The organism is Lentzea pudingi (genome assembly GCF_014646255.1).
GTDB classification, from domain to species: domain Bacteria; phylum Actinomycetota; class Actinomycetes; order Mycobacteriales; family Pseudonocardiaceae; genus Lentzea; species Lentzea pudingi.
Window position 1 is genome coordinate 1 of the sequence record NZ_BMNC01000009.1, and the last position, 13,917, is coordinate 13,917.

17 protein-coding genes are annotated in these 13,917 nt (G+C 69.5%); 10 read left to right on the forward strand and 7 right to left on the reverse strand.

The genetic code is table 11. From position 1 onward, the window contains the following. Positions 1 to 136 precede the first annotated feature (136 nt). Entirely contained in the window at positions 137 to 1,126 is a 990-nt protein-coding gene (locus tag IEY88_RS27890) for a LacI family DNA-binding transcriptional regulator (protein ID WP_189157844.1), read from the forward strand. Beyond that, positions 1,123 to 1,677, forward strand: coding sequence for a hypothetical protein (locus tag IEY88_RS27895; protein ID WP_189157845.1), 555 nt, complete (start codon positions 1,123 to 1,125; stop codon positions 1,675 to 1,677). Before IEY88_RS27890 ends, IEY88_RS27895 begins: the two co-directional genes overlap by 4 nt. Here IEY88_RS27895 and IEY88_RS27900 read toward each other — a convergent pair. The 5 genes from IEY88_RS27900 to add form a co-directional block, all read right to left on the reverse strand. Then, a complete protein-coding gene (locus IEY88_RS27900) occupies positions 1,653 to 2,189 on the reverse strand; it encodes an O-acetyl-ADP-ribose deacetylase (RefSeq protein ID WP_189157846.1) in 537 nt (178 codons plus the stop codon). The genes IEY88_RS27895 and IEY88_RS27900 overlap by 25 nt on opposite strands. Continuing rightward, on the reverse strand, positions 2,164 to 3,429 hold the full coding sequence (locus IEY88_RS27905) for a tannase/feruloyl esterase family alpha/beta hydrolase (RefSeq protein WP_189157847.1): 1,266 nt from the start codon (positions 3,427 to 3,429) through the stop codon (positions 2,164 to 2,166). The genes IEY88_RS27900 and IEY88_RS27905 overlap by 26 nt, the downstream gene beginning before the upstream one ends. Positions 3,430 to 3,440: 11 nt before the next feature. Further along, positions 3,441 to 3,809: an STAS domain-containing protein gene (locus IEY88_RS27910; protein ID WP_189157848.1), complete on the reverse strand. Its 369-nt coding sequence runs from the start codon at positions 3,807 to 3,809 to the stop codon at positions 3,441 to 3,443. A 73-nt stretch (positions 3,810 to 3,882) separates the two neighbouring features. Further along, positions 3,883 to 4,815: a helix-turn-helix transcriptional regulator gene (locus IEY88_RS27915; RefSeq protein ID WP_229693830.1), complete on the reverse strand. Its 933-nt coding sequence runs from the start codon at positions 4,813 to 4,815 to the stop codon at positions 3,883 to 3,885. A gap of 67 nt (positions 4,816 to 4,882) precedes the next feature. Then, positions 4,883 to 5,890, reverse strand: coding sequence for an adenosine deaminase (gene add, locus IEY88_RS27920; protein ID WP_189157849.1), 1,008 nt, complete (start codon positions 5,888 to 5,890; stop codon positions 4,883 to 4,885). Positions 5,891 to 6,076: 186 nt separating this feature from the next. On the opposite strand from add, the gene IEY88_RS27925 reads away from it, so the two are divergent. Genes IEY88_RS27925 through IEY88_RS27935 form a run of 3 tightly spaced genes read left to right on the forward strand, consistent with a single transcriptional unit; the run spans position 6,077 to position 9,095 of the window. Further along, positions 6,077 to 6,559, forward strand: a complete 483-nt coding sequence (locus IEY88_RS27925) for a nucleotidyltransferase domain-containing protein (RefSeq protein WP_189157850.1) — start codon at positions 6,077 to 6,079, stop codon at positions 6,557 to 6,559. Between the two features lie 10 nt (positions 6,560 to 6,569). After that, complete coding sequence (locus IEY88_RS27930; RefSeq protein WP_189157851.1) at positions 6,570 to 7,292, forward strand: class I SAM-dependent DNA methyltransferase; 723 nt, start codon at positions 6,570 to 6,572, stop codon at positions 7,290 to 7,292. Between the two features lie 60 nt (positions 7,293 to 7,352). Continuing rightward, positions 7,353 to 9,095: a hypothetical protein gene (locus IEY88_RS27935; protein ID WP_189157852.1), complete on the forward strand. Its 1,743-nt coding sequence runs from the start codon at positions 7,353 to 7,355 to the stop codon at positions 9,093 to 9,095. Here IEY88_RS27935 and IEY88_RS27940 read toward each other — a convergent pair. Next, positions 9,075 to 9,470 carry a nuclear transport factor 2 family protein gene (locus IEY88_RS27940; RefSeq protein ID WP_189157853.1) on the reverse strand — a complete coding sequence of 132 codons (396 nt, stop codon included), beginning with the start codon at positions 9,468 to 9,470 and terminating at the stop codon, positions 9,075 to 9,077. The genes IEY88_RS27935 and IEY88_RS27940 overlap by 21 nt on opposite strands. Before the next feature lie 57 nt (positions 9,471 to 9,527). Here IEY88_RS27940 and IEY88_RS27945 point away from each other — a divergent pair, with 57 nt between their 5' ends. Further along, positions 9,528 to 10,100: a PadR family transcriptional regulator gene (locus tag IEY88_RS27945; RefSeq protein WP_189157854.1), complete on the forward strand. Its 573-nt coding sequence runs from the start codon at positions 9,528 to 9,530 to the stop codon at positions 10,098 to 10,100. Positions 10,101 to 10,115: 15 nt separating this feature from the next. Beyond that, positions 10,116 to 10,424 carry a hypothetical protein gene (locus IEY88_RS27950; protein ID WP_189157855.1) on the forward strand — a complete coding sequence of 103 codons (309 nt, stop codon included), beginning with the start codon at positions 10,116 to 10,118 and terminating at the stop codon, positions 10,422 to 10,424. Here IEY88_RS27950 and IEY88_RS27955 read toward each other — a convergent pair. Continuing rightward, on the reverse strand, positions 10,421 to 10,813 hold the full coding sequence (locus IEY88_RS27955; protein ID WP_229693831.1) for a GNAT family N-acetyltransferase: 393 nt from the start codon (positions 10,811 to 10,813) through the stop codon (positions 10,421 to 10,423). The genes IEY88_RS27950 and IEY88_RS27955 overlap by 4 nt on opposite strands. 73 nt (positions 10,814 to 10,886) lie before the next feature. Between IEY88_RS27955 and IEY88_RS27960 the strand changes: the two genes are divergently transcribed. The 3 genes from IEY88_RS27960 to IEY88_RS27970 all read left to right on the forward strand — a co-directional run bounded on the left by IEY88_RS27960 (position 10,887) and on the right by IEY88_RS27970 (position 13,916). Then, entirely contained in the window at positions 10,887 to 11,399 is a 513-nt protein-coding gene (locus IEY88_RS27960; protein WP_189157857.1) for a hypothetical protein, read from the forward strand. A 63-nt stretch (positions 11,400 to 11,462) separates the two neighbouring features. Continuing rightward, positions 11,463 to 12,767: a PepSY-associated TM helix domain-containing protein gene (locus IEY88_RS27965; RefSeq protein ID WP_229693832.1), complete on the forward strand. Its 1,305-nt coding sequence runs from the start codon at positions 11,463 to 11,465 to the stop codon at positions 12,765 to 12,767. 129 nt (positions 12,768 to 12,896) lie between these two features. Further along, complete coding sequence (locus tag IEY88_RS27970; protein WP_189157858.1) at positions 12,897 to 13,916, forward strand: YbaB/EbfC family nucleoid-associated protein; 1,020 nt, start codon at positions 12,897 to 12,899, stop codon at positions 13,914 to 13,916. The last annotated feature ends 1 nt before the right edge of the window (position 13,917 follow it).

Genomic DNA, 13,917 nt, shown 5'->3' on the forward strand with positions numbered 1-13,917 from the left:
ATGCGAGACATCGTTGGCTCCTACACGGCGGGCTATGCGTGGACGCGCTCTCAGGCGCTAGATTTGCATCGTTGTTCCAACGATGTAAAGACCCGGGTTCGTCCCGGTCTTTTTCCCGGTACTTCTTCTGGAGGCTGTGTTGGCCACGCTCAAGGACGTCGCCCGCCTGGCGGGCGTCTCGGTGAAGACCGTGTCGAACGTGGTCAACGGCTATTCGTTCGTGAAACCGGACAACCGCCGCCGCGTCGAGGAGGCGCTGGAGGCGACCGGCTACCGCCCGAACCTCGGCGCTCGCAACCTGCGCCGCGGCCGCACCGGCTTCATCGCCCTGGTCCTGCCCGAACTGTCGATCCCCTACTTCGCCGAACTGGCGGGCCTCGTCATCGCCGCCGCCCAGGAGCACGAGTGGAACGTGCTCATCGAGCAGACGTTCGGCACCCTGGCCGGCGAACGCTCGGCGCTGGCAGCCCTCGGCCCACACCTGGTCGACGCCGCGATCCTCAGCCCGGAAGCCCTCCAGGTAGACGACTTCCAACTACCCGTGCCCGCCGTCCTGCTGGGCGAGCACGCCGTGGACGTCCCGATCTCCCGCGTGGGCATCGACAACGTGGCCGCCGCCCAGGCCGCCGTCCGCCACCTGGTCTCACTGGGCCACCAGCGCATCGCCGCGATCGGCGCCCACCCCCACCGAGGCACGGCGGCACTGCGCCTCGAGGGCTACCGCCGGGCCCTGGCCGAGGCGGACCTGCCGTTCGTCGACGAACTGGTCGTCCCGGCCCTGAACTACCACCGCGCGGACGGCGCCGCCGCGATGAGGTCGCTGCTGGACCTGCGAAACCCGCCGGACGCCGTGTTCTGCTTCAACGACCTGCTGGCCATCGGCGCCATGCGAGCGGCAGCCGAACGCTTCGTGCGCGTCCCGTCCGACCTGGCCGTGGTGGGCTTCGACAACAACGAGGAAAGCGTTTACAGCTCGCCCTCCCTGACCTCCGTCGCCCCGGACAAGGCTGCCATCGCCCAGGCCGCCGTGGACCTGCTGCACCGGCGGGTCGAGTCCAGCGAGTTCCTGGAGAACGTCGAGACGCCGTTCTCGTTGCAGGTCAGGGAAAGTACGGTGGCGCGGTGACGGTGACGTTCGGCCCCGATCACATCGTTTTCACGGCCTACGAGTTCCCGTGGGCCAGCGTGCACCCGCACGGCTTGTTGCCCGCTGCTCACGTGCGGGACGTGTCGACGGTTCTGCAGCCGGAGATCCGCACGATGGCCGGCGAGACGCTGTTCCTGTCGGTTGATGATCGGCCGGCGCTGGTCGAGTTCTGCCGGCGTCACGGGATCGGGGAGGTGGCGCGGCTCGACGTGTGGGGGAACCTGTTCGAGCCGTTCCTCGACACCGAGTTCACGGACTCGCAGAAGGCCGCGACCGACGCTCGCTTGCACGCCGTAGGGCTTTCGCAGGCGTCGATCGACTCGATCCGAACGCGTCTCACGCCGCTGATGCACGCCTACAACTTCGACAGCATGTTGTGGGATTGGACTGATCTTGGGTTGTACGACCTGCTTTGCGCGATGAACGGCAAGCTCGTGCCGGCCTCGTTGCCGGCGACGCTGGGTGATCTCGGCGAGGTTTACCGGTGGGCGATGGAGATCGCGGACTACGGGCGCGCGAAGGCGTCGTAGGAGCGTTGGTCGAAGAGGACGAACCTGATCAGGTCCAGCTCGGAGTCCTCGACCGCGGCTCGGGCGATTCGGGCGGCGTCCTCGATCGGCCAGCGGTAGATGCCGGTGGAGATCGCGGGGAACGCGATGGTGCGTGCGCCCAGGTCAGCAGCCACCCGCAGTGCGTTGCGGTGGCAGTCGGCCAGGAGCGGGGAACGGTCCTCGGTGGCCGACCAGACCGGGCCGACGGTGTGCACGACCCAGCGTGCTTTCAGCTTGCCGGCGGTGGTGGCGACGGCCTGGCCCGTCTTGAGGCCGCCGCCGTAGTGACCCGCGCGGAGCTTGCGGCAGTCCGCGAGGATCTCCGGTCCGCCCTTGCGGTGGATCGCGCCGTCCACCCCTCCCCCGCCCAGGAGGGAGGAGTTGGCGGCGTTCACGATCACGTCGACTTCCTGCTCGGTGATGTCGCCGAGGACGTACTCGATGGTGGCCACGCCCCCGATTGGATCACGAAAGCGGGCAGGTCGACACATCCACCGGCCGCGCCAGCGTCCCCGACCGAGGCGGCTGCACCCCGTCCAGCCACCGCTCCAACGCCACAAAAGCAGCCCGATGACAAGGCGCCAGGGGCCGCAACCGATCCGGATAGGCATCCACCAGCCCGTCGACGTGCGTGCCCTGCTCCACCCGGTAGTACCGGTGCAACCGATCAGGCGTCATCCCGGCATACACATCAGAATCCTGCGAGATCGGCAGCAACACGTCGTAAGTCCCGTGCACGGTCAGCAAGGGCCGCTTGACCTTCCCCGTCAACGCGACCCGCGACACCAACGGCCCGGCGACACGCCGCCGGTCAAAATACGAGTAGTCCGCGTCGCACAACGGCGTCCCCGAGGCGCAGAACGGCACTCCAGCGTCCAGGTCGCCGTCGAACCCCGGATCGAACTCCTCGCGGTAGATGCGTTGCGTCAGGTCCCAGTAGTAGCGGTAGTGGTAGTCCCACAGGAACTCCGTGCCGGCCGGGAAGCCCGCCGCGACCATCGCCTCGTGCGCGCCCGGCTCGCCGGCCAGGTAGGCAGGGTAGGCGCGCAGGACCGGTGGCAGGAACGTCAGGGGGTTCGGGCCGCGGTCCGTCCACAGTGTTCCCTCCCAGTCGACGCCGCCGTCGTAGAGGTGCGGGCGGTTCTCCAGTTGCCAGCGGACGAGGTAGCCGCCGTTGGAGATGCCGGTGGCGATGGTGCGGCGTGGGGTTCGGCCGTAGCGTTGGGAGACAACGGACTTCGCCGCGATTGTGAGCTGGGTGAAGCGGTGGTTCCACTCCTCCACCGCCCGGCCGTCGCGGTAGAACTGGGCTCCGGTGTTGCCCTTGTCGGTGGCGGCGAAGGCGTAGCCGCGGGACAGGACCCAGTCGGAGATCGCGCGGTCGTTGGCGTACTGCTCGCGGACGCCCGGGGAGCCGGTGACGACGAGGCCGCCGTTCCAATGGTCGGGCAGTCTGACCACGAACTGGGAGTCGTGCCCGCTGTGGTTGGTGTTGGTGCGCGAGGTGTCCGGGAAGTAGCCGTCGATCTGGATGCCCGGGACGGCGCTGGGGACGGGCAGGGCGGTGCTCGTGAGGCCCGCCCAGTCGGCCGGGTCGGTGTGGCCGGTGGTGACGAGGCCGGTCGTGGTGAGGTCGGTCAGGCGGGCGAGTCGCTGGTGTTCGGCGCCGGGGACCGTCATCGCGGACGTCGGCGGGGTGAGCGCTAACACCAGTACCAGCGGGAGCAACATAGCTGGTCAAGCTAGTTGTGACGGCTCCTGGGCGACATGGCTGCCTCCCACACAAGGCCCGCTTTGAAGGTGGCGAAGCCGAACAGGTCGAGCACCCGGCGGACCTGTGGCTGGGTGTCGTGCACGGAGAACGACTTGCCGTTGTGGTGTGCCGCGCACAGCAGGAGCAGCAGGGTGCGCAGGCCGCCCGCGGACAGGAACGTCACCTCGGCCAGGTCGATCGAGACGCGGTCGGTGGTGGTGTCGGTGATGCCGGGCAGCACGGCGGCGAAGAACGCCTCGCAGGTGGTCATGTCCATCTCGCCCTGGCAGGTGACCACGAAACGGGCACCGGAGCGTTGCGTCCGCACGGCGAACGGGCTGGACTCACAGGTGGTCATGAACCACTTCACCGCACCGCGCGCCCGTGCGATAGCAGCGGAAACGAAGCGGTGGCGCGAAAAACGAAGTGTCTCAGCCCGACCGGAGGGTCGTCGACGGCGCGACGTCGTAGGCGGCGCGGTAGTGCGCGGCGAAGACGCTCGGGCGGGCGTAGCCCCATCGGGCCGCGATCTCGGTGACGGAACCGTTGCCTGCCCTCAGGTCGTCGTGGGCGCAGGACAGACGAACACGTCTGAGGTAAGCCATCGGCGTGGTGTCCAGGTGGTGGCGGAAGGCCAGTTGCAACGCACGGATGGACACGCGTGCGGCGCGGGCGACGTCGGCGGCGGAGATGTCCCTCGCTGCGTTGTTCTCGATGAACGAGACCGCGCGGCGCAGGCTCTTGGGGTGCGCGTCACGCCGGTCGGCCGGCGTCGGCTCGGCGGACGTGGTGTTCGGGAACGTGGCGAGGGTGATGGCCACGAGCAGGTGGGTCGCGTTCGCCGTCACCAGCGGGTTGTCCTCGAAGCGGGTCAGCACCTCGTCACGCAGGTGCACGCACGTCGACCACCACGTCGTCGCGGCCGGGGACGAGACCGGCCGGAACCCGGTGAACCGGGCACCGTCTGCCACCTCGTCGATCACCGACTGGGGCAGCGTGACGGTCGACAGCCGCGGGTCGACGATGGCGCCGACGAAGGAGCTGTCGGGCGGGGCGCTCAGGAACACCTCGCCCGGCAGCCAGAAGCGGTCTTCCCCGCCAGACCCGTAGTAGACCATCCCGGCGCCGGCGTGTCCGAACACGTAGTTGTGCATCGGGTCGACGGTGACCTCGATCCCGATGCGCCCGTGCAGTTCGTCGAACCGAACGCGCCCGTTCACCTGCGACGACATCCAGATGTGCGGATGCTCGACGCCGGACTTGAGGCGCATGTGGCCGTAAGTCGCGTTGAGCACCTCGTGCGCCGCGTCCAGTTCCGTCGCCTCGACGACCTGCTCCACGTGCTGCACGATCCTCGTCCACACCGGGAATGTCCACCGGCCAAACGATCGGTTCCGTTGGTGTGGAACCGATCGTCCGGCGCGAGGACCGCTAGCCCGCCGAGGCCAGGACGCCCGCGATCTCCTCCAGCAACGACGTCTTGCGGTCGTTGGGCAGGAACGAGGCCAGCACAGCGTTCTCGGCCAGCCTCGCGACGTCCGCACGACCGAGCCCGAGCGCCGTGGCCACCGCCAGGTACTCGCCCTCCAGCGTCGCGCCGAAGAACGGCGGGTCGTCGGTGTTCAGCGTGACCACCACGCCGGCGTCGAGCATCCGCCGCACCGGGTGCGCCTCGATCGACGCCACCTGTCGAGTGCGGACGTTGGAGGTCGGGCACACCTCCAACGGGATCCCCTTCAGCGCCAGGTGTTCCATCAACCGCGGGTCCTCGTGGCAGCTCGTGCCGTGGCCGATCCGCTCGGCCCGCAGGTCGCGCAGCGCCGACCAGATGGTCTCCGGGCCGGTGGTCTCCCCCGCGTGCGGGACGCTGTGCAGGCCCGCTTCCCTTGCCGCGTCGAAGAACGGCGCGAACTGGGCGCGACCGACGCCTTCCTCCGGTCCGCCGAGCCCGAACGAGACCAGGCCGGCCGGACGTTCGGACCGCGCGAACGCCAGTGTCTCCCGGCCGGCGACCAGGCCCTTCTCACCGGGGATGTCGAAGCACCAGGCCAGGTCGACGCCCAGCGCCGACGCCGCCGCGCGACCGGACTCCAGCCCCGCGAGGAGGTCGTCGCCCGCCATGCCGTCCGTCAGGTGGTTGTACGGCGTCACGGTGACCTCGGCGTACCTCACGTTCTGCCGCGCGAGTTCGCGGGCCAGGCCGACGACGAGGGTGTGGATGTCGGCGCGACCCTTCAGCATCGACTGCACCGCCCAGTACACCTTCAGGAAGTGGTCGAAGTCCCGGAACGCGTAGAAGCGCGCCAGTTCGGCGCGGTCGGCGGGAACACCGGCCTCCGGGTGGCGGCGGGCGAGTTCCAGGACGGTGTCGAGGCCGGCCGAGCCGACGAGGTGGACGTGCAACTCGACCTTGGGCAGGGCGTGGACGAACGAACGCATGGCAAAGCTCCCCGTGCGAGGTGAAGGTGAGAGGGCGAGGCGGACGGGACGACTCAGGGAGCGAGGTCGCCGCGTTCGGTGTCGGCGCCGTAGAGCGGCAGTTTGAAGTCCGGCACGATCCCCAAACTAGCAGCAGCGCGGGAAATGCGGTGGCGGCGTTTCCGGCGCGGTTGCACGATGTGGCACGTGACCGGTGAGGACGTGCTCGAGATCTTGGCCGCGTTGCGGGACTTCGACGTTCACACAGGTGGCGGCTGGGGCGTCGACGCACTGGTCGGCGAGCAGACGCGCCCGCACGGCGACCTCGACCTCATGCACCGCGAGGAGCAGGAACCGCAGGTCCTCGAGGCGCTCGCCGCGCTGGGTTTCGCGGAGACGTTGTCGTGGCGGCCGGTGCGGTTCGTGCTCACCGATCCCCGTGGACGTGAGATCGACCTGCACCCGTTGCGGTTCGCGCGGGACGGCAGCGCGGAGCAGTCCTCGCTCACGCCTGGCGAGCCGTTCCATTACCCGGCATCGTGCTTCGTCACCGGCACGATCCTCGGCACGACCGTGCGCTGCCTCTCGGCCGAGCAGCAGTGGCACTTCCACCAGGGCTACCAGCCACGTGAGCGGGATCTGCACGACCTCGCCCTGCTGCGGGAGAAACTCGGTGGCCACGCGGTCTAGCGTGGGTCGGGTGAAGGGATTCAACCCGAGCTTCGGCCCTGAAACAGCGAAGAACTACGACAACTCACCTCGCGGCGACGAGGCCGACACCGTGCGGTTCCTCAGAACGTTCGGCGCGAGTGCACTGGAGTTCGCGATCGGCACCGGCCGGATCGCGTTGCCCCTGAAGGAATCCGGCGTCGAGGTGGACGGCGTCGAGCTCTCCCCCGACATGGTCGCGCGGATGCGGGAGAAACCGGGTGGCGACAGCATCGACGTCGTCATCGGCGACATGTCCAGAGACGGCACCGACCGCACGTATCCGTTGGTGTACCTGGTCTACAACACGATCACGAACCTGCTCACGCAGGACGACCAGGTGCGGTGCTTCGAGAACGCGGCACGCCACCTCACCCCGGACGGGGTCTTCGTGGTCGAGTGCGGCGTGCCGAGCTGGGCCGCGCGGCAGCGTCACCAGTTCATCGACGTGGAGACCGTCGAGGTCGACCACGTCGAGCTGGACGTCAACCGCTACGACCCCGTCACCCAGCTGCTCGACGAGAACCACGTGCACATCGGTGTGGACGGCATCCGGTTCGGTGCGATCCGGCAGCGGCTGTCGTACCCCTCCGAGTTCGATCTCATGGCGCGGATCGCCGGGCTGCGGCTGCGCGAGCGGCACGGCGGCTGGAACGGCGAACCGTTCGTCGCGGACAGCAAGCGGCACGTGAGCGTGTACGAAAGAGCCGCGTAACGTTCTGCGGCGGCGACCGAGTTCCTCTGTGTCCACTCAGGCGGCACAGAGGAGGCGACGATGATCGCAGTCGTTCCGGTGCGGTACGCGGCCACGGACAGCGTCTGGTCGCGCGAGCAGTTCGAGAACTGGATGCGGCCGGGCATCGACCACGGCCTGGGGGACTTCTGGTGGCGGTGCTCGCGCGGCCTGTACGACGTGAGCAGCCGGGTGTACGACCCGGTGGAGATTCCCAACCCGATTCCGGTGTCGGACAACCAGAAGCGCGCCGAGCTGCACGAGGCCGTGGTGAAGGCCGCGGCCGCGGTCGACTGGGCGCACACGGACGTCCTGCTGATCTGGCTCGCCCGGCCGACCGGCTGGTGGGGCGGTGGTGAGGTGTCGGTGCCAGGCCCGGACGGGCAGCAGAAGAACATCCGGGTGACCGTGGTCGACTCGATCACGCCGTTCGACGCGGCGTGCCAGGAACTCGGACACGGATTCGGGCTCCAGCACGAGATCGACTCCGCCGGCCGGGAGTACGCCTCGCCGTACTCCGCGATGAGCTCCCGCGGCTACGGCCCGACGGCGCCCGGCAACCAGAGCTGGGTCCGCAGGCCCGCGGCGGCGCTGCCGGACGGCGGCCCGAACATGCAGTCACCGCACGTGGGCGTACCGGCAAACCGCATCGTCGGGCCGATGGTGCCGAGCGCGCACCTGTACGGCGACCCGCGCTTCCGCGACAGCTCGTCGGTGGTGCACGTCCGCGCCCTGCCCGCGAAGACGCGGCTGTACAAGCCCGACTACGTCTCGCCGGGCTCGGGCAAGCCCGTGCTGCTCGCCGTGCCGTCCCAGCGACGTGACGGGCGAACGTTCCTCGTGGAGTTCCGCCGCGCCGCGACCGGGGCCTACGACCAGGGCATCGGGGTCGAGGGGCTGGTCGTGCACTCGCCGAACCCCGACGGCTGGGTGCGGTACGACGGCGTGGCCGACCTCCGGAACACCGAGTGGGCCTGCCCCGCGGGCAACTTCGCGCTGCGGTTCGACGCGGTGAGCGAGGACTACGCCGATGTCGAGGTCCGCGCGGAGTCGGTGGTCTCGTTCCCGATCCGCGGGGTCCTGCTGGCGGGCGGGTTCCGCACGCAGCACCAGCTCAACACCATGTCCCGCGACGACATGCGCAACACGCTGATCGTCGTCATGACGTCGCTGAGCAAGCAGAACGACTACCAGCGCTACGACAACGACACGCTGGCCGGCATGGGCGCGGTCATGGTCTTCCTGCGCCGCAACGGCCTGCGCGACGACGCCGCGCTCAAGAGCATGACGGCCGACGACCAGCGCAACGTCGCGATCGTCGAGCTGCACTCGCAGACCGGTGCGGGACAGGCGTTGCAGGGCTTCACGAACCTGCAGCTCGCCCAGATCGCGCTGGGCAGCGACCTGGCCACCCGCGGCAGACGTCCGGGGGCGACGTCGTTCTACGGGCGCGGCGTGCTGCTGGCCGGCCGGTTCCGCACCCAGCACCAGCTCAACACCATGTCCCGCGACGACATGCGCAACACGCTGATCGTCGTGATGACCTCTCTGAGCAACCAGACGAACTACCAGGCGTACAACGACGCGGACCTGGCCGGCGTCGGCGCGGTCATGGTGTTCCTGCGGGAGACCGGGATCCGCGACGACGCGGCGTTGAAGACGATGTCGGCCGACGACCAGCGCAACGTGGCGATCGTCGAGTTGCACGCGCAGACCGGGCGCAACCTGCAAGGGCTGAGCAACCTCGATCTGGCGTTGACCGCGTTAGGAGTTGAACGCTTCTAGCGCTTCGGCCTTGATCTGCTCGAACTGCTTCGCCATGGCCTCGGACAACGCCTGCGCACCCGAGAGCGGGCGCACCATGACGGTGAACTCGTCGATCAGCCCGTTCTCGTCGAGGTGCAGGAAGTCGCAGCCCTGGACCTCCTTGCCGTTCACCTCGGTCCGGAACACCAGCGCCAGGTTCTGGCCGTCGACGATCTCGCGCTCGTAGCGGAAGTTCTCGAACACCCGCATGACGCCACGCAGGATCGCCGCGGTGATCGGCTTGCCGGGGTACGGGGAGAACGCGACGGGGCTCGTGAACACGACGTTGTCGGCCAGGCACGCCGCCATCGCCTCGGTGTCCCGTGCCTCGACTGCCTTGCGGAATGCGTGCACGATCCACTCCCCTGTACTCAACTTGTTGACTAGGCGGATGCACCGTAACCTGCTGGTATGTCGCTGCGCAACGCCGTGATGGCCGCCCTGCTCGACGGTGAGTCGTCCGGCTACGACCTGGCCAAGGCGTTCGACGCGTCCGTGGCGAACTTCTGGATCTGCACGCCGCAGCAGCTCTACCGGGAGCTCGACCGGATGGAGGCGGACGGGCTGATCGCCGCCCGCACGGTCGAGCAGGAGCGGCGGCCGACCAAGCGCCTCTTCTCGCTGACCGCACAGGGACACGAGGAGCTGACGAGGTTCACGGCCTCGCCACACAAGCCCACCGCGATCCGGGACGAGCTGCTGGTGGCTGTGCTCGCGGCGGACTCGGGTGACGTGGAGGCGGTCAAGGCCTCGATCCGCGAGCGCAGGCAGTGGGCCGAGGCGAAGATCGCGCGGTACGAACGGCTGCGGGCCAAGCTGCTGGGTGATCGCACGGAGGACGAGTTCCTCGCCACCGCCGAAAGGGTCGGGCCGTACCTGACGTTGTTGCGCGGCTTGTCGTTCGAGCGGGACAACGTCCGGTGGTGTGCCCGGTGCCTCACCGTGCTGGAGCGGCGTGGTGCCCGGCTCGACACGGCCGGGTGAGGTTGAATCGGGTTCATGAACGGCATCTCGGCTTTGCAGGAGGCACTGGGCGCGCCCGCGGCGGAGGCGCGCGACAGGTTCGCGGGGCGGCTCAACGGCTACCTCGAGGGGTCCGACGTCGTGCACGCCGTCCGGTTGCAGGGCTGGCTCGGGCTGGAGGTGCCCGGCCCCGGCTGCCACGTCGGCACGGGCAGCTGGGACTTCACCCGATTCAAGGCGACGACGTCCCCGGTGACGTGCGGGCGGTGCCGCAGCGCCGGTCTGCTCACCAGCTCGTTCACCGGCGGCCCGCACCAGCAGACGCTGGACCTGGAAGGGATCTAGAGGGCCGCGCGGTTGCGCAGGCCCATGCCGGTCAGCGCGGTCAGGCCGAGGCGCTCGTAGTACGGCCGCAGCGCGTCGTCGCACACCAGGTCCACCGAGTACAGATGCGCCGCCTCGGCCACGATCCGCCGCATCAGCTCCGTGCCGATGCCCTGCCCCTGATGGGCCGGCAGCACCTCCAGCCACGGGATGAACGCGGTCAGCACGCCGTCGCTGATCATGTTCACGAACCCGACGACGTCACCAGCCGAGCGCGCGATCACCACGCGGTAGCTCCCGTGCAGCACGGCGAGGTGCTGGGCGGGCGACGGCGGTGCGGGCCAGCCCACGAAGAAGCCGGCGAGATCGGCTTCTACAAGGCCACTGAGGTCGGTGCTGTACGAGATCACCGCCGCATTGAACCAACCTCCCACATCTTTCGTAGCGGTAATTCCGCCCGGTTCTGTGGTTAAGCTCCTGGTCATGCCCCTGCCGACCGCTCCGCTGCGCCGTGCGCGCTGCGCTGCCGCCGGCATCGTCAACGGCAGTCTCGCGGTGCTCGCGCACTCCAGCGCGGACGGTCAGCTGCCCGCGGCGGGACTGGTGTTCTCGCTGGTCGCGCTGCTCTCGTGGGCGACGTCCGGGTTCGCCCGGCACGAGCTCACCTGGCAGCGGCTGCTCCTGCTGATCGGCGGCGGGCAGCTCGCGATGCACGTCCTGGTGTCGCTCGCGGCGTTCCGGCACACGCACGAGGCCGAGCCGACGCGCATGATCGCCTCGCACGTCGTAGCGACCGCGCTCACGGTCGTCGTGCTCGCCGTCGCCGAACGGTCCGTGCTCGCGCTCGCCCGTGCCGTCACGGCGGCGCTCCCCCGCAGGCCCACCGTCCTGCCCGCCACCGCTCCCCTGGTCGTCGCCACGCCTTCACTCGCGCCGGCCGCGATCGTGCTCCTGGACGTGCTGTCGTGGCGCGGTCCTCCGGCTGAACAGGTCTGAACCCCCTTCCACAGGGCCGCTCACCGAGCGGTCCTGCCCCTGTTCACGCCCATCTGGAGCACCATGACCACCACAGCCGCTCCGTCACGCACGTCGTTCGCGTGGCGGGGACTCTTCCTGCGCCTGCACTTCTACGCCGGAGTGCTCGTCGGCCCGTTCATCCTGATCGCCGCGCTCACCGGCGTCCTCTACGCCCTCACCCCGCAGCTGGAGTCGTGGATCTACTCCGACCAGCTCCGCGTTCCCGCGACCGCACAACAACTTCCGCTGTCCAAGCAGGTCGACGCCGCTCTCGCGACCTCACCGCAGGGCTCGCTCGTGGCGGTCCGGCCGGCCCCGGAACCCGGTGCCACGACCCGCGTCCTGTTCTCCGAGAAGGGATTGGGCGAGTCCGAACGGCGTGCGGTCTTCGTCGACCCCGGCACCGGACGCGTCACGGGTGATCTCGTCGTCTACGGGTCGAGCGGGGTGCTGCCCCTGCGCACGACACTCGACCACCTGCACCGCAACCTGATGCTCGGCGAGCCCGGCCGTCTCTACAGCGAGCTCGCCGCCTCCTGGCTGGGGGTGGTCGCGCTGGGCGGACTGGTGCTGTGGGTCTCGCGGGCCCGCAAGAGCAAGCGCATCCGGGCGCACGGGCTGATCGGCGTGTGGGTGCTCGCGGGCGCGTTGTTCCTGTCCGCCACCGGTCTCACCTGGTCTGCCTACGCCGGTGAGAACGTCGCGATGCTGCGCACGGCGGTCGGCTGGTCCACGCCGACGTTGAAGATGTCCGGCGCCGGTGAGGGCCACGGCGACCACGGGCCGGACATCTCCCCCTCCCCCTCCACAGGTGGGCCCGGCGAGATCGACGAGGTGTTCGGTGCCGCGAGGGGCGCGGGTCTCGACGCGAAGGGCATCGAGATCAGTCTGCCCGCCGAGGCCGGGAGCGCGTGGAAGGTCGCCGAGATCGAGAAGGGCCTGCCGTCGCAGGGCGATGCCGTCGCGGTCCAGGGCGGGAACGTCGTCGGCGAGCTCAGGTTCGACGACTTCCCGCTCGGCGCGAAGCTGACGCGGTGGGGCATCGACGCGCACATGGGCATGCTCTTCGGCTGGCCCAACCAGGTGGTGCTACTGCTCATCGGCTGCGGACTGATCGCCTCGGTCGTACTCGGTTACCGCATGTGGTGGAAGCGCAGGCCCACCAGCGGGTTCGGCCGTCCGACGCCGCGCGGTCAGTGGCGCAAGGCACCCCGCGGAGCTGTGATCGGGCTCGGTGCCGGCGCCCTGGTCGCCGGGTGGTTCGCACCCCTGCTCGGGATCAGCCTGCTGGCCTTCCTGGTCGTCGACGTGCTGCTCGGACGGCGGACCGAAAAGGCGGCCTCCTGACCGTCCACTGTGGACACGGCTTGCCTGATCTGGACATTTACGGCATATTAACGGTCAGGTGAGCCGGGAAGTCTGGTCGGCCCGTCGTCACAACCAGGTGATGGTGGACAGCTGACGAGGGGTGCCCCCATGACACTCATTCCCCACGCCATCCCTCTGATCAACGATCCGCAGGTCGTGCACGCGCTCGCCGCGCGCTGGCGCCGCACCAGGACGTTGCTCCTGCTCTCCGCCGGTGTCCTGCCGGTCGCCATCGGCATCGTCTGCGTCGTGCTCGCCGGGATGACCTCGGCCGGGCAGCGGATCATGCCGTGGTGGTCGGCGATCCCGGCCGTCGCCGCGGCGGCGTGCGCGTGGGCGTTGCTGACCTGGTTGCGGCGCAACGGGTTGAGCGACCCGCACTCGTGGCTGCCCGCCACCACGCTGATGACGAGCGCCCAGCTCGTCCTCGGCGTGCTGCCGGGCTCGGGCATCGCGCTGCGGCTCAGCCCCGGTGCGGCGATCGCGGTGAAGGCGTTGTGCGCGGCCGGGGTGCTGGGTGCCGGATCGGCCAGCGCGCTCGCCCGGCTGGCCCATCGTTCGCTGCTCTCCGCACCGGTGCTCGAACTCGGCTCCACGGCGTTCCCGCTCGTACTGGTGCACCGCGGCACGCGTCTGGTGATCGGTACCGAACGCGCGGACTGGACCACGCGGGAGGGTTCCCGGGTCGACTCCGGGGTCTCGTTCGCCCGCATCCTCCGCGTGACAGCGCACTCGCACGCGATCGTGCTGCACACCGCGTCCGGTTCGTGGACGGTGCCCGTGGCGGATCCGGCGACCGCGCAGGCCCTGCTGCGGCGCCGGATCGAGTGGTGGGAGGAGCGCCGCGACGCCGCCGCCGAACGCGAGCAGCGCCGGTACCTCGATCTGGTGAGGTTGCTCGCGGCGGTCAGCGGTGAGGCCACGCGTGGCGGCATCAGCGTCACGGTCGACTCGAACGGCCTCACGACGGGCATCGCGCTGAGCGCCGAGGTGCGCGCTCTCGAACCGGAAGTGCTCGCGGCGCAGCTGATGGCGTGCGTGCAGAAGGCACGGGCCGACGCACGCCGGCAGGTCGAGGACCTCGTCCTGGACCACGCCGACGACCAGATGGCGAAAGCCAGCCACTAGT

Bases quoted from the DNA above. Each gene is read 5' to 3' on its own strand.
- IEY88_RS27945 (WP_189157854.1), top strand. From the start codon at position 9,528: ATGTCGCTGCGCAACGCCGTGATGGCCGCCCTGCTCGACGGTGAGTCG.
- IEY88_RS27970 (WP_189157858.1), top strand. From the start codon at position 12,897: ATGACACTCATTCCCCACGCCATCCCTCTGATCAACGATCCGCAGGTC.
- IEY88_RS27965 (WP_229693832.1), top strand. From the start codon at position 11,463: ATGACCACCACAGCCGCTCCGTCACGCACGTCGTTCGCGTGGCGGGGA.
- IEY88_RS27900 (WP_189157846.1), bottom strand. From the start codon at position 2,189: ATGTGTCGACCTGCCCGCTTTCGTGATCCAATCGGGGGCGTGGCCACC.
- add (WP_189157849.1), bottom strand. From the start codon at position 5,890: ATGCGTTCGTTCGTCCACGCCCTGCCCAAGGTCGAGTTGCACGTCCAC.
- IEY88_RS27910 (WP_189157848.1), bottom strand. From the start codon at position 3,809: ATGACCACCTGTGAGTCCAGCCCGTTCGCCGTGCGGACGCAACGCTCC.
- IEY88_RS27905 (WP_189157847.1), bottom strand. From the start codon at position 3,429: ATGTTGCTCCCGCTGGTACTGGTGTTAGCGCTCACCCCGCCGACGTCC.
- IEY88_RS27960 (WP_189157857.1), top strand. From the start codon at position 10,887: ATGCCCCTGCCGACCGCTCCGCTGCGCCGTGCGCGCTGCGCTGCCGCC.
- IEY88_RS27935 (WP_189157852.1), top strand. From the start codon at position 7,353: ATGATCGCAGTCGTTCCGGTGCGGTACGCGGCCACGGACAGCGTCTGG.
- IEY88_RS27950 (WP_189157855.1), top strand. From the start codon at position 10,116: ATGAACGGCATCTCGGCTTTGCAGGAGGCACTGGGCGCGCCCGCGGCG.